The organism is Pseudomonas sp. P9_31 (genome assembly GCF_034008235.1).
Taxonomy (GTDB): Bacteria; Pseudomonadota; Gammaproteobacteria; order Pseudomonadales; family Pseudomonadaceae; genus Aquipseudomonas.
In genome coordinates this window covers 3185950-3205045 of the sequence record NZ_CP125375.1, presented here as the reverse complement: position 1 = coordinate 3205045, position 19096 = coordinate 3185950, and the positions used below count along the sequence as shown (strand labels likewise).

The 19096-nt window shown below is 60.1% G+C and carries 15 protein-coding genes; all 15 read left to right on the top strand.

Annotated elements, in window-relative coordinates:
* Window positions 1-117: 117 nt before the first annotated feature.
* Window positions 118-798 (top strand): histidine phosphatase family protein, encoded by a 681-nt coding sequence (locus QMK51_RS14100; RefSeq protein ID WP_320390588.1) that lies wholly within the window; start codon window positions 118-120, stop codon window positions 796-798.
* A 187-nt stretch (window positions 799-985) separates the two neighbouring features.
* Entirely contained in the window at window positions 986-2707 is a 1722-nt protein-coding gene (gene arnT, locus QMK51_RS14095) for a lipid IV(A) 4-amino-4-deoxy-L-arabinosyltransferase (protein ID WP_320390587.1), read from the top strand.
* A gap of 44 nt (window positions 2708-2751) precedes the next feature.
* Window positions 2752-4281, top strand: a complete 1530-nt coding sequence (locus QMK51_RS14090; protein ID WP_320390586.1) for an ArnT family glycosyltransferase — start codon at window positions 2752-2754, stop codon at window positions 4279-4281.
* A 200-nt stretch (window positions 4282-4481) separates the two neighbouring features.
* Window positions 4482-5498 carry an iron ABC transporter substrate-binding protein gene (locus QMK51_RS14085; RefSeq protein WP_320390585.1) on the top strand — a complete coding sequence of 339 codons (1017 nt, stop codon included), beginning with the start codon at window positions 4482-4484 and terminating at the stop codon, window positions 5496-5498.
* A gap of 121 nt (window positions 5499-5619) precedes the next feature.
* Window positions 5620-7101, top strand: coding sequence for an ABC transporter permease (locus tag QMK51_RS14080; RefSeq protein WP_413817539.1), 1482 nt, complete (start codon window positions 5620-5622; stop codon window positions 7099-7101).
* Window positions 7098-8168, top strand: a complete 1071-nt coding sequence (locus tag QMK51_RS14075; protein WP_258700559.1) for an ABC transporter ATP-binding protein — start codon at window positions 7098-7100, stop codon at window positions 8166-8168. The genes QMK51_RS14080 and QMK51_RS14075 overlap by 4 nt, the downstream gene beginning before the upstream one ends.
* 499 nt (window positions 8169-8667) lie before the next feature.
* Complete coding sequence (gene arnB / locus QMK51_RS14070) at window positions 8668-9816, top strand: UDP-4-amino-4-deoxy-L-arabinose aminotransferase (protein WP_320390583.1); 1149 nt, start codon at window positions 8668-8670, stop codon at window positions 9814-9816.
* Window positions 9813-10832, top strand: coding sequence for an undecaprenyl-phosphate 4-deoxy-4-formamido-L-arabinose transferase (arnC, locus tag QMK51_RS14065; RefSeq protein ID WP_320390582.1), 1020 nt, complete (start codon window positions 9813-9815; stop codon window positions 10830-10832). The genes arnB and arnC overlap by 4 nt, the downstream gene beginning before the upstream one ends.
* Window positions 10829-12823, top strand: a complete 1995-nt coding sequence (gene arnA / locus QMK51_RS14060) for a bifunctional UDP-4-amino-4-deoxy-L-arabinose formyltransferase/UDP-glucuronic acid oxidase ArnA (protein WP_320390581.1) — start codon at window positions 10829-10831, stop codon at window positions 12821-12823. Before arnC ends, arnA begins: the two co-directional genes overlap by 4 nt.
* Complete coding sequence (gene arnD, locus QMK51_RS14055; protein ID WP_320390580.1) at window positions 12820-13707, top strand: 4-deoxy-4-formamido-L-arabinose-phosphoundecaprenol deformylase; 888 nt, start codon at window positions 12820-12822, stop codon at window positions 13705-13707. The genes arnA and arnD overlap by 4 nt, the downstream gene beginning before the upstream one ends.
* The gene (gene arnT, locus QMK51_RS14050) at window positions 13704-15359 is read left to right on the top strand and encodes a lipid IV(A) 4-amino-4-deoxy-L-arabinosyltransferase (protein ID WP_320390579.1); all 1656 of its coding nucleotides are present in this window, start codon (window positions 13704-13706) and stop codon (window positions 15357-15359) included. The genes arnD and arnT (QMK51_RS14050) overlap by 4 nt, the downstream gene beginning before the upstream one ends.
* On the top strand, window positions 15356-15700 hold the full coding sequence (arnE, locus tag QMK51_RS14045) for a 4-amino-4-deoxy-L-arabinose-phosphoundecaprenol flippase subunit ArnE (protein WP_253423060.1): 345 nt from the start codon (window positions 15356-15358) through the stop codon (window positions 15698-15700). The genes arnT (QMK51_RS14050) and arnE overlap by 4 nt, the downstream gene beginning before the upstream one ends.
* Window positions 15697-16110 carry a 4-amino-4-deoxy-L-arabinose-phosphoundecaprenol flippase subunit ArnF gene (gene arnF / locus QMK51_RS14040; protein ID WP_320390578.1) on the top strand — a complete coding sequence of 138 codons (414 nt, stop codon included), beginning with the start codon at window positions 15697-15699 and terminating at the stop codon, window positions 16108-16110. The genes arnE and arnF overlap by 4 nt, the downstream gene beginning before the upstream one ends.
* Window positions 16107-17486, top strand: a complete 1380-nt coding sequence (locus QMK51_RS14035; protein ID WP_320394465.1) for a UDP-glucose/GDP-mannose dehydrogenase family protein — start codon at window positions 16107-16109, stop codon at window positions 17484-17486. The genes arnF and QMK51_RS14035 overlap by 4 nt, the downstream gene beginning before the upstream one ends.
* Window positions 17459-19081, top strand: coding sequence for an ArnT family glycosyltransferase (locus QMK51_RS14030; protein ID WP_320394463.1), 1623 nt, complete (start codon window positions 17459-17461; stop codon window positions 19079-19081). Before QMK51_RS14035 ends, QMK51_RS14030 begins: the two co-directional genes overlap by 28 nt.
* Window positions 19082-19096 lie beyond the last annotated feature (15 nt).

Sequence of the window (19096 nt, the reverse complement as noted above, 5' to 3'; positions counted from 1 at the left end):
CTTTCACTACTCCGACACCTGCCTTGAACTAGTGTCTTTCCAAAGCCCTTCAAGCGTTGCTACGCAGGGTCGTATTTGAAAGTTGTTCTCTATTGCGTACCGACGGATGAACAAAACGTGGTTAATTATGTATCGCGCAAACTGCCAACGGCACGAATCATTACATCGCGGCTCATCAAACTGGTTGCAGTAGCGGCGGCTCTGGTCATCGCCGCGCTGGTGATGGGGTTTGTCTGGTGGCCCAGATCTCCGGTCAATCTGGGGACTGCCGGATCAGAGGTGACCAGCAGTCTGGTCCATCGCTGGCAAGCCGGTGAAGTGGTGGCGCTGGTTCGTCATGCCGAGCGTTGCGACCGCTCCAGCAACCCGTGCCTTGGCCCCGCCGACGGCATTACTCAAATCGGCAGTGCTGCCGCAACAGCCGTGGGGCAAGGTTTTATGCAGTTGGGCATGGCGCAGACCGATGTGTTGAGCAGCCCGGCTACCCGCACGGCGCAAACCTCGCACTACATGTTCGGCAAAGACGCGGTTACCCAGGAATGGCTGGTCAGTTGTGGCAAAACCCTGCGTAACGATGTGGTGGCGCACAAGCAAGCCCATCGAAATCTGGTGCTGGTCACGCACAGCGGTTGCATCAGCGATTTCGAAGCCCAGACCGGTTTCGAGCACGCGACGACCAGTGAGTATGGCAGTGCCTTGTTCGTGCACATTGCCGCCGATGGGCAACCTCAGGTGCTCGGCATTGTGAATGCCACTGACTGGCAGACGCTGTTGCACCGTAAAGCCTTGAAACAATAACCGTGGCAAAAAACGTCGATGCCAAGAAAGCGTTTTTGTTCGGGCAGACTATAACTAGTCCGTAACCATTAGATGGCTGGTGCAACTTCTGTAGTCCAAATCGCTATCGCGTTGCGTTATGTAAGAAGTTTCGCTAGTGCAAGCGTGCACCGAGCGGAACACTATCCTTCTGCGCCAAGGTCGAGTCATGACGTCCAATAACTTGTTGCCCCACCCCGACGGCTCTTTATTGCGTGGCGCCGCGCGTGCGCTGCCCATCACTGAACGCTGGATCGTGCCCGTCCTGCTGCTGGCGTACGTGGTTTTCTATCTGCTGCCACTAGTCACCCATGGTCTTTGGATTCCCGACGAAACCCGTTATGGCCAGATCAGTCAGGAAATGCTGTTGAGCGGTAACTGGGTGTCCCCGCATTTCATGGGTATTCGCTACTTCGAAAAACCCATCGCCGGCTACTGGATGATCGCCATCGGTCAAGCGGTGTTTGGCGACAACCTGTTTGGTGTGCGTATCGCTTCGGCACTGAGCACCGGGCTGAGCGTCTGGCTGACCTATCTGATTGCCCGCCGCCTCTGGGACGACCCGCGAAAAAGCTCCGCCTGCGCATTGCTTTACATGAGTTTCGGCCTGATCGCCGGGCAAGCCGGATACGCCAACCTCGATCCGCAATTCACGCTCTGGGTCAACCTGAGTCTGGTCGCGCTGTGGTTTGCCATCAGCAGCCATTCTTCTCGCGGCAAACTCGGCGCCTGGGCACTGTTGGGCTTTGCCTGTGGCATGGGTTTCATGACCAAAGGGTTTCTCGCCTGGCTGTTGCCGGTGTTGATCGCCCTGCCCTACATGATCTGGCAGCGACGCCTGGGAGAGCTGTTGCGCTACGGGCCGCTGGCGGTGGTCGTGGCGACGGTGGTCTGCCTGCCGTGGGTGCTTGCCATTCATCATCAGGAACCGGACTTCTGGCGGTTTTTCTTCTGGCACGAACACATCCGCCGTTTCGCTGGCGAAGATGCGCAACACGCGCGCCCGTGGTGGTTCTATCTGCCGCTGCTGGTCGCCTCGAGCCTGCCGTGGGCCGCCTTGTTACCGACGACGTTCGTTCAGGCCTGGCAGCAAAAGCGCCAGCCCGTGATCGGTTTTCTGTTGCTCTGGATGCTGTTGCCGCTGGCGTTCTTCAGCCTGAGTAGCGGCAAGCTGCCGACCTACATCATGCCGTGTCTGTTGCCTCTGGCGTTGCTGATGGGGCACGCCGTGATGGCGCTGTTGAGTCGAGGGCGAAGCCGGGCAATTCGCATCAACGGCGTGCTCAACGTCGTCATTGCCACCTGCGCCCTGATCGCCCTGCTTTATCTGCAATTCACCAAAGAGGTCTACGGAAACACCGAGATGTTCGCCCTGTCTCTGGTGTTCATCGTGTTGCTCGGCTGGATCATCGCCAACGCCTTGCAGGTGCTGCGTCCCTTGGTGTTCTGGGCCGTGCCGGCACTCGGCATCTGGCTGCTGGTGGCGTTATTGCCGGCGGTGATGCCGAGCCAGATCGTCGATAGCAAGATGCCCGATCAGTTCATCGCCGAGCATCTGGATGCCTTGAGTCAGACAACCTCATTGCTTAGCAACGACCTGGGCGCAGCGTCCGCCTTGTCGTGGCGCCTGAAGCGGCCTCAGGTCGATCTGTTCAACACCATCGGCGAGCTGAAATATGGCCTCGACGACCCCGCCATGGCCTCACGTAAAGTCACCATGGACAACGTCGGGCAATGGATGACCGAGGCCCGCAAAAAAGGCGCGGTCGGCGTGGTGATGCGGGTTAACAGTGTCGCGGAAATACAGGAAGTCGAGCTGTTGCCCATCGATGGCAAGCGTTACCAGCGCGGCAACCTGGAGATTCTGATTTTCCCGCAGAGCCAACCCTGACACAGTCACTGTGCAGTCGCGTTCCCATCGACAGGAAACCCGCCATGAAGTTTTGGGCAAGTGACAGGGGCGCGTTGGTGCTCCTGCTGGGCGCGTCTGCGCTGATTTTGTTGTTGGGACTGGGCACGCGGGAGTTATGGGGCGCGGAAACCCGCTGGGCCAACATCGCGTTGCAAATGCTGCAGAGCGGTGACTATTTCGATCCCTACCTCAAGGGCGGAGCGTATTACGACAAACCGCTGCCCTCCTACTGGCTGATCACGGCCACGGCCTGGCTGACCGGCGGTTTGGGACACTGGTCATTGCGCCTGTCTTCGGTGATCGCCGCGTGGCTGAGTGTCTGGCTGGTGTATCTGATCGGTGAGAGGCTGTACCGCAAAGGCACCGGGCTGATTGCCGGCTGGATGCTGGCAACAACGTTCTATTTCGTCTTTTGGGCACGGGTAGCCACTGCCGACATCCTCACGGTGTGCGGTGTGCTGGCGGCGGTTTGGTGGTACTGGCGCGGGCCGCAAGATACGCGTTTCAGCCGTTACCTGGTGTTCTTCCTGCTGCTGTCCCTGACCTCATTGTTCAAAGGCCTGATCGGCTTCATTCTGCCGGGCTTGCTGCTGTTACCGCATGTCTTGCAGGAAGGTCGCTGGAAACGCCACCTCAATCTGCGGTTGTGCGCGGCACTGATAATCGCCGGGGCGTTTTACATGACGCCATTCATGTTGTCGCACCTCTATGGCGCGCCGACTTATGGCGAAAGCGGTCTGGGCCTGGTATTACGGGAAAACGTCGTGCGGTTTTTCCAGCCATTCGACAACATCGGACCGATTTACACCTATCTGCTTTACCTCCCGGTCTACACCCTGCCGTGGGCACCCTGCTGGCTGCTGGCGTTGTGGTATGTGCTGCGCAACTGGCGCAGCGTCGAACCCAATACGCGCTGGCTGGTTTGGGGGTTGGGTTTGTTGATGCTGTTTTTCACGGCCAGCGGCAGTCGACGCAGTTACTACGTGTTGCCCCTGGTGCCCTTCGCCCAGTTGTTGGGTGCCTGGTGGATCACCCGGCGAATGGCCGAACGCAACGCCACAGGCAGGTTCGGTAGTCGCCGATTGAAAATCGGTTTCGGCCTGACCGCCGCGTTGTTGATGGCAATACTCGGTGTGTTCTATCCCTGGACCAACGGCGGTGGCGGCGTGGTCCAATTCGGTGAGGCGGTCAGGTTTGAGGCTGGCAAGCGAGCGCCATTGAGTCAATGGCACATGGTGATGATCGAAGTGGACAACAAAGTGCCGATGTACCTGCAAACCGGCGGCGCACCCTTCTATTACGTGCAGCAAACCCAGGACTTTCCGCGCACGGGCGATACCGCCGCGCTGATGGCCTGGCTGGACAATACCAGTGGTCAGCACTGGGATCCGCAACGCACCATCATTGTCGCTCAGTACCGCAATGGCGATGCGCTGCCGCTGAACTACCTGAGTGCCGACCATCAGGTCCTCACCACCACGCCCACCAACGGCGAGCGAATATTCCAGGCCCGTGAAGACCAGAGCGTGGCGTTTATTCCCCAGGGTGAATAAGCGTCAGTGCACGCGTTTACCCGCCACGGCGTCGGATCGGGTTTCCGTCGATATTAAAATGACATCTATTAACGGTTTTTTTGACGTTTTTTTCTCATTTGGCGCTCTACATTCGCGGCGACTCAAACATGCAAATGATTCGCATTGTTCCGCTAGTGAATCCGCGCGTGTTGACTAAAAAAACAGGAGCCGTCTACAGAATGATTTCCCGCATCCCCTCGTTCCTTAAAAAAGCGTTGCTGACCACTGCTTTCCTCAGCGCCGGTCACGTGTATGCCGCCGCGCAGGCTGACGGTATCGTGGTCTACAACGCTCAACACGAAAGCCTGACCAAATCCTGGGTCGAAGGCTTCACCAAGGAAACCGGCATCAAAGTGACCGTGCGCAATGGCGACGACACCGAGATGGGCAATCAGATTGTGCAGGAAGGTGCAGGCTCCCCGGCCGACGTGTTCCTGACCGAAAACTCCCCGGCCATGGTGCTGGTCGACAACGCGGGGCTGTTTGCGCCGGTTGCACCGACCACGCTGGAACAAGTGGGCGCGGCCTATCGTCCGGCGCATGGCAAATGGGTAGGGATTGCCGCACGCTCCACGGTGTTCGTCTACAACCCGGGCAAGCTGGCCGAAGCGGACTTGCCAAAATCGCTGATGGACCTCGCCGCGCCGAACTGGAAAGGCCGCTGGGCCGCTTCGCCGGCCGGTGCCGACTTCCAGGCCATCGTCGCTGCCGTGCTGGAGCTCAAGGGTGAAGCCGCTACCCTCGACTGGTTGAAAGCCATGAAAACCAACTTCACTGCCTACCGGGGCAACAGCGCTGTGCTCAAGGCGGTCAATGCCGGTCAGATCGACAGCGGCGTGATCTATCACTATTACAGCTTCGTCGATCAGTCCAAAACTGGCGAAAACAGCAAGAACACCTCGTTGAACTACTTCAAACACAAGGATCCAGGTGCCTTTGTCAGCCTGTCCGGTGGCGGTGTTCTGGCTTCCAGCCAACACAAGGAACAGGCCCAGGCCTTCCTGAAATGGATTACCGGCAAAGACGGCCAGGCGATTCTCAAGACTGGCAACTCGTTTGAATACGCCGTGGGCAAAAACGCAGAGTCCAATCCGAAACTGGTACCGTTGCAGCAACTCGACGCCCCGACTGTCGACGTCTCGAAACTCGACAGCAAAAAGGCGGTAGAGCTGATGACCCAGGCCGGGTTGCTCTAAATTGCTTCCCGAAACTCTACCGGCAGAGGTCGTTGCGCCGACCTCTGCAAACTTGCGCGCACGTTCTCGCGGCGTCTTCGCGGGCCGCGGTGGCGCATGGGTGATTGGTTTGTCGGTGCTGATGTCGTTGCTGGCGTTACTGCCGATTGCTTTCGTCATCGGCGTGTCGGTGCAGACAGGCTGGGCGACGCTTGTGACGCTGGTATGGCGCCCACGCGTCGGCGAGTTGCTGATCAACACCGTGTTGCTGGTGTTGCTCACCATTCCCTTGTGCATCGCACTCGGGCTGGCTCTGGCCTGGTTGACGGAACGCACCAACATGCCGGGGCGGCGTTGGTGGTCGCTGTTGGCGACGGCGCCGCTGGCGGTACCGGCATTCGTGCACAGCTATGCCTGGGTCAGTCTGGTCCCACCGATTCATGGGCTGTTTGCCGGCGTTCTGGTTTCGGTCATCGCCTATTTCCCGTTTCTTTACCTACCGATAGCGGCGACTTTGCGCCGGCTCGACCCGGCCATCGAAGATGTCTCCGAGTCGTTGGGGCTCAAGCCCTGGGCGGTGTTTTTTCGCGTGGTGCTGCCGCAATTGCGCCTGGCCATCTGCGGCGGTGCCTTGCTGGTGGGGCTGCACCTGCTGGCCGAGTACGGTCTATACGCGATGATCCGCTTCGACACCTTCACCACGGCCATCTTCGATCAGTTCAAGTCCACCTTCAACGGGCCTGCCGCCAATATGCTGGCCGGCGTCCTCGCACTCTGCTGCCTGGCCATGCTGACGGCCGAGTCGGCTGCCCGCGGCACGGCGCGTTACGCCCGGGTCGGGTCGGGAAGCGCGCGCGAACAAAGGATCGTGCGTCTGAATTTGCGCACCACCCTGCTCGCGCTCATGCTGCAAGGCATGACCTGTGCTCTGGCGCTCGGCGTACCGTTGATCACCCTTGGCAAGTGGCTGATCGCCGGTGGCGCGCAAGTCTGGCAACTGAGCGAACTGCTGCCGGCGCTGGAACAAACGCTCATGCTCGGGGCCGCCGGCGCGCTCATTACCACATGCGCGGCCATCCCGATTGCCTGGCTGTCGATTCGCTCGCCGGGCCCGTTGCAGCGCGTGCTGGAAAGCTGCAACTACATTACCAGCGCGTTGCCGGGGATCGTCGTTGCGCTGGCATTGGTAACCCTGACGATTCATTTTGCCCGGCCGATTTACCAGACCACCGTCACGGTGCTGCTGGCTTATTTACTGATGTTTTTGCCCCGCGCCCTGGTGAGTTTGCGCGCGGGCATCGCCCAGGCGCCGGTGGAGCTGGAGAACATGGCCCGCAGCCTCGGCCGTTCGCCCGGTCGGGCGTTGTGGCTGATCACTCTGCGTCTGGCCGCACCCGGTGCTGCCGCTGGCGCCGCGTTGGTGTTTCTGGCGGTCAGCAATGAGTTGACCGCGACCCTGCTGCTCGCCCCCAATGGCACGCGCACCCTGGCCACCGGTTTCTGGGCGATGACCAGTGAAATCGACTATGCCGCCGCTGCGCCCTATGCCTTACTCATGATTCTGCTGTCGCTTCCGTTGACCGGACTTCTTTATCACCAATCCAAACGCACGGCTGGCCGATGAACGCTCTTGAACTCCACTCGATCTGCAAGTCCTACGGTTCTCACCGAGCCCTGGAGAACATCAGCCTGTCGGTGCCGACAGGAAGCCGTACGGTTATCGTCGGTCCGTCCGGTTCGGGCAAGACCACCTTGCTGCGAATGATCGCCGGCTTCGAATTCCCGGACTCTGGCAGCCTTTCGCTCAATGGCCAGATGCTGGTCGACAGCACCCACGAGGTACCCGCGCATCAGCGGTTGATCGGCTATGTTCCGCAGGATGGGGCACTGTTCCCGCACATGACCGTAGCCGCCAACATCGGTTTCGGGCTTGCGGCCAAGGGCGTTGCCAAACAGGAGCGTGTCGCTGAGTTGATGGACAGCGTGGCGCTGGATTCGAGCATGGCCAAGCGTTGGCCGCATGAACTCTCCGGCGGCCAGCAACAGCGTGTCGCGCTGGCCCGGGCCCTGGCGCAACAACCACGGTTGATGTTGCTGGACGAGCCGTTTTCGGCGCTCGATACCGGCTTGCGCGCCGCCATGCGCAAATTGGTCGCACGGCTTCTGGCAGACGCCGGTGTCACGACCATTCTGGTGACGCACGATCAAAGTGAAGCATTGTCGTTCGCCGATCAGTTGGCGGTGATGCGTCAGGGCCGGTTAGTGCAATCCGGTCATCCGCTGGACCTTTACCGCTATCCCGACGATGAACAAACCGCCCTGTTTCTCGGGGATGCCGTGGTCATGCCGGCCAGAATCGAAGCGGGCTGGGCCCATTGCGATCTGGGTCGTATACCGGTCAACAACCACAGAAATAACAAATCAGCGCAAATCATGCTGCGCCCCGAGCAACTTCAGGTGACCAGCGCCCCCCAGGGGCTGGCGCAATCGGACGGCTGTCGCGGTGTGGTCACCGAATGCGATTTCGGTGGTAACACCTGCACCTTGACCGTGGAATTGCAGTCGTTGGCAGCGGCAGAACGCCCGGGTCGTTCATTGCTGGTGCGCAGTTCCGGCATGCACGCGCCACCCGCTGGCAGCGAGGTTCATGTGTCGACCATCGGCCATGCCCATGTACTGAGCGAACCTTAAGCCCCATGTGGGAGCGGGCTTGCTCGCTCCCACATGGACCGCGTCTTGACTGACTGGCATTGGGGTTAACGGGTTGGTTATTAAGCGATTGAATCGGTAACAGGACAGTCAAACGAAATCGCCTTGAATAAAAACTGTTCAAAAAACAACTAAGCAACGCAGCACAAGTCCATTAAGGCGGACACTTCTGTACGCCCTCTCCTACAAAAAGCGCGATAAACGGCAGAAGCCTGAACAGCGCCTGTATGGGGTTCAAATAAACGAATCACCTACCGGGTTTTCATGTTCCTTTCACAAAATCGCGCTTAACCTCAATGGATACGAGATGGCGCCTTGATAGCGTCGAACCTGCCGGTCACGACAAGAAAAATCAAGCAATGTGATTTATCACTAATTTCTGGCAACTGCTTGATGCCCCTTTTGTTTTATCGTCTATGCTGATCTTGGATCCAACGTTTTCGCCTGCTAGGCTATTTATTTTTTCAGTTCCGAGGTGCCCATGAGTCAGGCGTTTCTCCCCTTCTCTCGCCCCAGTATCGGCGAGGAAGAAATTGCTGCGGTAGAGCAAGTACTGCGCTCCGGCTGGATCACTACCGGGCCGAAAAACCAGCAACTGGAAGAACACTTCGCCAACTATGTCGGCTGTCGGCATGCCGTCGCATTGTCCTCGGCCACCGGTGGCATGCATATCACGTTACTGGCATTGGGCATTGGTCCTGGCGACGAAGTCATCACACCGTCGCAGACCTGGGTGTCGACCGCCAACATGATCTGCCTGCTCGGCGCGACGCCGGTTTTCGTCGACGTTGATCGCGACACCTTGATGAGCGACCTGGCGAGCATCGAAGCGGCAATCACGCCGCGCACCAAGGCCATCATTCCGGTGCATTACGCCGGCGCGGCATTCGACCTCGATCCGCTCTACGCACTGGCCGACAAACACGGCATCGCTGTTATCGAAGACGCGGCTCACGCGGCGGGCACCTTCTACAAAGGTCGGCACGTCGGTGCTCAGGGCACGGCGATCTTCTCCTTCCATGCGATCAAGAACATGACCTGCGCCGAAGGCGCGATGTTCGTCAGCGATGATGAAGCGCTGGCCACTCGGGTGCGCATGCTCAAGTTTCATGGCCTGGGCGTCGACGCCTACGACCGCCTGACCCACGGCCGCAAACCCCAGGCCCAGGTGATGGAGCCCGGCTTCAAGTACAACCTGGCCGACATCAACGCGGCTATCGCCCTGGTGCAGCTGGAACGTCTGGACGCGATCAACGCCAAGCGCACGGAACTGGCCCAGACCTACCTGCAACGCCTCGAAGGCTTGCCGGTGCAACCGCTGGCCATTCCAGCGTATGCCCAGCAGCACGCCTGGCACCTGTTCATCCTGCGCATCGACACCGAACGTTGCGGGCTGGACCGCGAGGCGTTCATGAAGGCCTTGCAGGAACAGAACATCGGCACCGGCATTCACTTCATTGCTACCCACCTGCACACCTACTACCGCCAGCGTTTCCCCAACATCTACCTGCCCAACACCGAATGGAATTCGGCGCGGCTGTGTTCGATCCCGTTGTTCCCCGACATGACCACCGATGATGTCGATCGTGTCGTCGGCGCCATTGAAAAAACACTGGACAGAAGCCTGTGAAACCTTATCCGATCCGTTGCGTATCAATCGTCATCCCGGTCTACAACGAGCAAGACAGCCTGCCCGAGTTGCTTAGGCGCACCGAAGCGGCGTGCAAGCAACTGCACCAGGACTACGAAATTGTGTTGGTCGACGACGGCAGCCGCGACAACTCGGCGCAAATCCTCGAGGACGCTGCCAGTCGCGAGTGCAGCCCGGTGGTGGCGGTCATTCTCAACCGCAATTACGGCCAGCATGCGGCGATCATGGCCGGGTTCGAACAGTGCAAGGGCGATGTGGTCATCACCCTCGACGCCGACCTGCAGAACCCGCCGGAAGAAATCCCGCGGCTGGTGGCTCAGGCCGAACTGGGCTACGACGTGGTTGCCACGGTGCGTAACAACCGTCAGGACTCGGCCTTGCGTCGCTGGCCGTCGAAGCTCATCAACCTGGCCGTGCAGCGCTCCACCGGCGTCGCCATGACCGATTACGGCTGCATGCTGCGCGCCTATCGCCGGACCATCGTCGACGCCATGCTCGCCTGCCGCGAACGCAGCACCTTCATCCCGATCCTGGCCAACAGCTTCGCCCGGCACACCACCGAAATTCTGGTAACCCACGCCGAGCGCGAACACGGCGAATCCAAATACAGCCCGATGCGCCTGATCAACCTGATGTTCGACCTGATCACCTGCATGACGACTACGCCCCTGCGCCTGCTGAGTATCGTTGGTTTCGGCATGGCGGCGCTCGGCGTGCTGTTCGCCATCGCGCTGGTTGTGCTGCGCATGGTTTTCGGTGCCGGCTGGGCCGGCGGCGGTACGTTCGTCCTGTTCGCCGTGCTGTTCGTTTTCACCGGTGGGCAATTCATCGGCATGGGCCTGTTGGGCGAGTACCTGGGCCGTATGTATGGCGATGTCCGGGCGCGCCCACGGTTCTTCATTGAAAAGGTTCTGCGTAGCACCCCCGCTGCCCCTGCTCCCGTTGTCACCGTTGACGGTCTCACTTCCACTTCTTCAGATCAGGTTCTCTCATGAGTGTAAAAGCTGTTGTCTTCGCCTATCACGATATTGGCTGTGCCGGCATCGAAACCCTGCTCGAGTCGGGTTTCGAGATTGCCGCCGTGTTCACCCACGCCGATGATCCGAAGGAAAACGCCTTCTATGGCTCTGTTGCCCAACTGTGCGCCCGCAAAGGCATCCCGGTTCACGCCCCGGAAGACGCCAATCACCCACTGTGGATCGAGCGCATCAGCAAGCTCAACCCCGATTACCTGTTCTCGTTCTACTACCGCAATCTGCTGAGCGAACCGCTGCTGGCCACAGCCAGCAAAGGCGCGTTCAACCTGCATGGCTCGTTGCTGCCGCGTTACCGTGGCCGGGCACCGGCCAACTGGGTGCTGGTCAACGGTGAAACCGAAACCGGCGTGACCCTGCACCGCATGGTCAAACGTGCCGACGCCGGCGCAATCATCGCCCAGCAACGGGTGGCGATCGAGCGCACCGACACCGCGCTGACCCTGCACGGCAAATTGCGCCTGGCCGCCAGCGATCTGCTGCGCGACACCTTGCCCGCACTGCTTCAAGGCAAAACCAGCGAAACCCCACAGGACGAATCCAAAGCCACGGTGTTTGGCCGTCGCACCCCGGCGGACGGCAAACTGGTCTGGAAAAAACCGGCCGAAGAGCTGTTCAATCTGGTGCGTGCCGTGACCCAACCTTACCCGGGTGCGTTCTGTGCCGTGGGCGAGCACAAGCTGATTGTCTGGAGCGCCGACGTCGTCAAGGGCAACGAAGGCCAGGCCCCGGGCCGGGTCATCAGCGTCGACCCGTTGCGGATCGCCTGCGGTGAAGACTCGCTGGTGATCAACGCCGGCCAGCGTAACGACAACGGTCTGTACCTGAGCGGCCCGCAACTGGCCAACGAACTGGGGCTGGTCGATGGCTCGGTGCTGCGTGGCGCCGAATCGGGCCGTGCACCGCGTCGCACCCGAGTGCTGATCCTTGGCGTCAACGGCTTCATCGGCAATCACCTGTCCGAGCGTCTGCTGCGTGACGACCGCTATGAAGTGTACGGCCTGGACATCGGCTCGGACGCCATCGAGCGCCTGCGCAGCCATCCGAATTTCCACTTCGTCGAAGGCGATATCAGCATCCACTCGGAGTGGATCGAATACCACATCAAGAAATGCGACGTGGTCCTGCCACTGGTGGCGATCGCCACGCCGATCGAATACACCCGCAATCCGCTGCGCGTATTCGAACTGGATTTCGAAGAAAACCTGAAACTGGTTCGCTACTGCGTCAAATACAACAAGCGCGTGATCTTCCCGTCGACCTCCGAAGTCTATGGCATGTGCCAGGACGCCAATTTCGACGAAGACAGCTCCAACCTGGTGGTCGGGCCGATCAACAAGCAACGCTGGATCTACTCGATCTCCAAGCAGCTGCTCGACCGGGTGATCTGGGCTTACGGCCAGAAAGGCCTGAACTTCACCCTGTTCCGCCCTTTCAACTGGATGGGACCACGCCTGGACCGTCTGGACTCGGCGCGCATCGGCAGTTCCCGGGCCATCACCCAGCTGATCCTGAACCTGGTGGAAGGCACGCCGATTCGCCTGTTCGACGGCGGCGAGCAAAAACGCTGCTTCACCGACATCGCCGATGGCGTCGAAGCCCTGGCGCGGATCATCGACAACGACAACGACGCCTGTAACGGTCAGATCATCAACATCGGCAACCCGGACAACGAAGCCAGCATTCGCCAGTTGGGCGAAGAACTGCTGCGTCAGTTCGAGGCTCACCCGCTGCGTGACAACTTCCCGCCATTCGCCGGTTTCCGCGATGTGGAAAGCAAGGCTTTTTACGGCACGGGCTATCAGGACGTGTCTCACCGCAAACCGAGCATCGCCAACGCCAAACGTCTGCTTGACTGGGCACCTACGGTGGAGATGAGCGAGACCATCGGCAACACGCTGGACTTCTTCTTGCGCGAAGCCATGCTCGAAATCGCGGACAAAAAACGTTGACGCAGGCAGGCCTTCGAATCGATGTCGACACTTACCGAGGCACCCGTGAGGGGGTGCCTCGGTTACTCGAAATGCTCGATGAAGCACAGGTCAAGGCGACGTTTTTCTTCAGCGTCGGACCAGACAACATGGGGCGCCACTTGTGGCGCCTGATCCGTCCGCAGTTTCTCTGGAAGATGCTTCGTTCCAATGCTGCCGGCCTGTATGGCTGGGACATTTTGCTAGCCGGCACCGCGTGGCCGGGCAAACCGATCGGTCGCGACCTCGGGCACCTGATGCGTCAGGCCCAGGCGGCCGGGCATGAAGTCGGCCTGCACGCCTGGGATCACCACGGCTGGCAGGCCAATGCCGGACGCTGGAGCCAGGCGCAACTGATCGAGCAGATTCGCCGTGGCGTCGACAGCCTCAGTGACATCCTCGGGCAAAAAGTCGAATGCTCGGCGTCCGCCGGTTGGCGTGCGGACGAGCGTGTGATCGAGGCCAAGCAGGGTTTCGGCTTTCGCTACAACAGCGATTGTCGGGGCCAGGGCCTGTTCCGGCCGACCTTGGCCGATGGCAGTTCGGGGGCACCGCAGATTCCGGTGGACCTGCCGACCTTCGATGAGGTGGTCGGCCCGACCGTCACAGCCAAAGACTTCAACACCTTCATTCTTGAGCGGTTTTCCCCGCAAAAACTCAACGTCTACACTATCCATGCCGAAGTAGAAGGGATTCTGATGGCCAACGATTTTCGCCAGCTACTGGCCGATGCTCGCCAACGTGACATTCACTTCCAACCCTTGGGCGATCTGCTGCCCGAGGCCCCCGCCACTTTGCCGAAGGGCCGGGTCGTACGCGGCACCCTTGAGGGGCGTGAAGGCTGGCTAGGGGTCCAAGGCGCATGAGCAAACCCTGGGCATTACCGTTATTACTGGTCGTTCTGGCGCTGGCGTACTTGCTGCCGCTGGGCTCTCACGGCCTATGGATTCCCGACGAAACCCGTTACGCCCAGATCAGCCAGGACATGCTCCTGAGCGGTAACTGGGTGTCGCCGCACTTCATGAGCCTGCGTTACTTCGAAAAACCGATCGCGGGCTACTGGATGATCGCCATCGGCCAGGCGCTGTTTGGCGACAATCTGTTTGGCGTGCGTATCGCCTCGGTGCTGAGCACCGGGCTGAGCGTGTTGCTGTGTTACCTGATCGCCCACCGGCTGTGGAACGAGCCGCGCAAGAGTTTCGCCTGCGCGCTGTTGTACATGAGCTTCACCGTGATTGCCGGCCAGGCGGGTTACGCCAACCTCGATCCGCAATTCACCTTCTGGGTCAATCTGAGTCTGGTGGCTTTGTGGTTTGCGCTGGACAGCGTCAACCGTGGCCCGCGTCTGCTCGGTTGGACGGTGCTGGGGCTGGCCTGCGGCATGGGCTTCATGACCAAGGGTTTTCTCGCCTGGCTGTTGCCAGTGCTGGTCGCCCTGCCCTGGATGCTCTGGCAAAAACGCTGGCGTGAACTGTTGGTTTACGGCCCGTTGGCGATCGTCGTGGCCATCGCAGTCAGCCTGCCTTGGGCCCTGGCGGTGCACTCACAGGAACCCGATTACTGGCGGTTCTTCTTCTGGCACGAACACATTCGCCGCTTCGCCGGCGATGACGCCCAACACGATGCACCCTGGTGGTTCTACCTGCCGCTGCTGGTGGCGTTCAGCCTGCCATGGGCGGCGTTGCTGCCATCGGCGCTGAAACAGGCCTGGCAGACCCGGCGTCAAGCCAGTATCGCTTTCCTGCTGCTATGGCTGCTGATGCCGTTGTTTTTTTTCAGCTTGAGCAACGGCAAGCTGCCGACCTACATCATTCCCTGCCTGCTGCCCCTGGCGTTGCTGCTGGGTCATACCCTGGCGGATCGTCTGAAGCTGGAGCAGGGCCGAGTGCTGGGGATCAATGGCCTACTGAACCTGACGCTGGGCCTGATCGTCCTGATTGCGCTGGTCTGGCTGCAACTGAAAAAACCCTTGTACACCCACGAACTGCACAACCTGGTGTTGGTGTTCATCGGGCTGATCGGCTGGATCATGGCCAATCTGCTGCAAGCCTTCCGCCCCTTGCAATGCTGGGCGGCACCGGCCTTCGGCAGTTTGCTGCTGATCGGCGTGCTGCCGGCCGGCATGCCGGATTCGGTGGTGGCGAACAAGATGCCCGACCAGTTCATCCTCCAGCACGCCCCGGAACTGGCGCAGACTGACAAGCTAATGAGCAACGACCTGGGCGCTGCCTCGGCCCTGGCCTGGCGCTTGAAACGCCCGGAGGTGGCGTTGTACAACACGATAGGCGAATTGAAATACGGCCTCGCTTATCCTGATCCCGACGCAATGCAGCAGCGGGTCGATCTCGAGCACGTACAACAGTGGATGCGTGAAGCGCGCCAGAGTGGCTCGGTCGGCGTGGTGATGCGGGTCAAGGGGGATGACGAGCTGCAAGAAATCGAACGGCTGCCCAAGGATGGCAAACGTTATGAACAAGGTAACCTGGTGATTCTGATCTTCCCTCGGGACGCGTCATGAGCCTGTTGCTGCTACTGACCGCCTGCCTGCTGACTTGCCTGGGCCAGATTGCCCAGAAGTACGCCGTGGAAAGCTGGCGTGGCAAGACCTCGGGCTGGGGCGAGAAACTGCGCTCGCCGTGGCTGTGGCTGGCGCTCGTCTCTCTGGGATTGGGCTTGCTGGTCTGGTTGCTGGTGTTGCAGCGTCTCGAAGTCGGAATCGCCTATCCCATGCTCAGCCTGAATTTCGTGCTGATCACACTGGTCGCCCGTTTCGTCTTTCACGAAGTCATCGACCGCCGTCACTGGTTGGGCGTGGCGCTGGTGATCGGTGGCGTGGCGCTGCTGGGGCAACACGCATGAGCCTGCGTCGCGGAATCGCCTTCGCCCTGGGCAGCGTGCTGCTGGGCACCACCGCGCAGCTAGGCATGCGCTGGAGCATGACCCGCTTGCCGCATCCCGAACAATGGTTACCGGCCTTGAGCGGCGGCAGCATCGATGTGTCCGCTGTGATCGTCGTGCTGGCCGCCATCCTCGCCTATGCGGTGTCGATGCTCACCTGGCTCGCCGCCCTGCGGGATGTGCCCCTGGGCCGGGCCTACTCGCTGCTGAGCATCAGCTACGCGCTGGTGTATGTGCTGGCTGCCAGCCTGCCGTTGTTCAACGAAACCTTCAGTCTTTCAAAAACCCTGGGGGTGGCGCTGGTCATCCTCGGTGTCATCACTATTAATTCTCGACCTGCTCGCGCGCCCGAACTCAGGAGTGCATCATGAAAATCAGTGTATTTGGTAGCGGTTACGTTGGTCTGGTGCAAGCCGCCGTCCTGGCTGAAGTCGGCCATGACGTGGTGTGCATGGACATTGACGAGAAAAAAGTTGCGTTGCTGCAACAGGGCCACGTCAGCATCTTCGAGCCGGGGCTGGCCAGCCTGGTGCGTGAAAGCCTGGAAGCCAAGCGGCTGCACTTCACCTCGGACGAAAAATTCGCGGTGCAACATGGCCAGGTGCTGTTCATTGCCGTCGGCACGCCGTCCCGGGAGGATGGTTCGGCAGATCTGCAATACGTGTTGTCCGTGGGTGAAGCGGTGGCGCGTCATCGTGAACAGCCGGTAATCCTGGTGGAGAAATCCACGGTGCCGGTGGGCACCGGCGATACGCTGCGCGCCCATATCGAAAAATACCTGCTCAAGGCCGGCCGGCAGTTGCAGTTCGATATCGTTTCCAACCCGGAGTTTTTGAAAGAAGGTTCGGCCGTGGCCGATTGCCGGCGCCCGGACCGCATCATCATCGGCTGTGAAGGCGATGAGGTGCGCGACGTGATGCGTGACCTCTATGCACCGTTCAACCGCAACCATGACCGCATCATGTTCATGGACCTGCGCAGCGCCGAGCTGACCAAATACGCCGCCAACTGCATGCTGGCGACCAAAATCAGCTTCATCAACCAGATCGCCGAACTGGCCGAACACCTGGGTGCCGACATCGAATCGGTACGACTGGGCATCGGTGCCGATTCGCGCATCGGTTACCACTTCATCTATCCCGGCTGCGGTTACGGCGGCTCATGTTTCCCCAAGGACATGCGCGCACTGATTCACAGTGCCGAAGAAGCCCATTGCAACAGCGACCTGCTGCAAGCGGTGGAAGCCATCAACCAGCGGCAGAAACACAAACTGTTCGAACGTATCAATGCCTTCTACAAGGGTGATTTGCGCGACAAGACCTTCGCCGTGTGGGGCTTGGCCTTCAAACCCAACACCGACGACATGCGCGATGCGCCGAGTCGGGTACTGCTCGAATCGCTGTGGGCTGCGGGGGCCAATGTGCGGGCGTTCGACCCGGAAGCCATGCAGGAAACCCAACAGCTTTATCCTGACGAACCGAAGCTGATGCTCATGGGCACGCCGGAATCGGTCCTCACGGGGGCCGACGCGTTGATCATCTGCACCGAATGGCAGCAGTTCAAGGCGCCGGACTTCGACCTGATCCAGCAACGTCTCAATGCACCGGTGATTTTCGACGGGCGTAACCTGTACGACGCCGAGCGCCTGGCCCGCAGCGGTTTCTTGTACTTCCCGATGGGCCGCGGTGAATCGTGCAAGTTACCGATTCCCCATCAGCAATGGCCAGCGGCCTCAGTCGTCGCGTGAGTGCGGTATCGCCCGGCATTCGTCGGCAGTCCTTAGGGTTCGGGCTGCTGACGCTGATGCTGTTCATCGCCGGGGCGTATCAGCAAACGGCGATCGGTTTCGATTCGCGGTTCGTGCTGTTCGCCCAGGAGATGCTGCGCCACGGGCCGTCGTTTTTCCCGACCACCTATGGCCAGCCCTATGCTGATTACTCGGCGCTGTCGACGTTGTTCGTCTGGTTGCTGTCGCTGCCGTTCGGGCAGGTCAACAGCCTCAGCGCCTGGTTGCCGAGCGCCATCGGCGCCGCAGTGATCGTCACGTTGATGTACCGGTTGCTCGCGCCCTGCTCCACACGCTGGGCGCTGCTGAGCATCGCGCTGATGTTGCTCACCAGTACGTTTGTCACTGAAACCCGTGCCGTGTCCCAGGACCTGATGCTGGCGGCCGTCGCCTTTTCGGTGTTCTACCTCGGGTACGCCGCTGATCATTTCGCAATGCCCCGTCGGTGGCCGCTGATCTTTGCATTGCTGTTATTAGGTTTCGGGATTCGCGGGCCGATCGGGCTGGTAATCCCCACCGGCATGCTGTGCAGCTACTTCCTGCTCAATCGCCAATGGTCGCGGTTGTTCGGTTTTGGCCTGTTGGCGGCGGTGTTGCTGGCGGTGTGCGTCGGCGCATTACTGTGGCTGGCCGAAGCCAGTGGTGGAACGGCTTTCATGCAGGACGTGGTGCGCATGCAGTTCATGGGGCGCATGGACGGCAGTGAAGGCGTCAGTGGTTCGCTGTATTACTTCACCGCGTCGTTAGGCAACTATGCACTCGCCTATCCGTTGGCGCTGCTGGCATTGGCCGCGGTCTGGCTGACGAATCCACGGCAGGCCGGTCCGGCATTGCGCCTGTTGCAATACTGCACGGCAGCCGGGTTGATCGTGATGATTGGTTTATCGATTCCCCAAGCGAAAAAGGCCCGTTACCTGCTGCCGATGCTGCCCATGGCGGCGATCATTGCGGCGTACCCGTTTCAGGTGGCACAGGGTCGGGTGTTCGGTTGGTTGCGGGGTTTGATGCAAGGGCTATGGTTGTTGATTCCGGGGGTGTTGATCGTCGCATTGCTGATCGCTCTGTGGCGTCTGCCAGCACAACCGCCTGCCTTCGTGCCGGTATTGATCGTGCTTGCAGCCCTGCAAATCATCGCGCTGACGGCGTGGTTCCGCACCCACTGGCGGGCCGAGGTGTTGGCCTGTTGCGCGGTTCTGGCACTGTGGTCGGTGTACATCCTGGTATTTGAACCGGTCGAGCGTCAGCTTTACGACACACAAACCTTCAGTCGAGCGGCATTCGCACAGGTACAGAAAGACCCGGCGCCGCTGGTGCTGCACGGCATGGGCAAGGACGCCAAGGCGATCAAGTTCATGGTCAATATCGAGCAGGATTTGCAACCGGTGTTCACAGAATCCATTCAGGAACTGGAGGCCCTGCCCGGCCCGGCCTGGTTGATGATGGACCGCAACGACCTGAAGGCCCTGCAAGGCACTCGCCTGGGCAACTTGCAACCAGTGTTGAGTGGGCGTTTCGATAAAAACGATTTCGTGTTGCTGCACACGCCCCCCTTGTAGTCGCTGCCGAAGGTC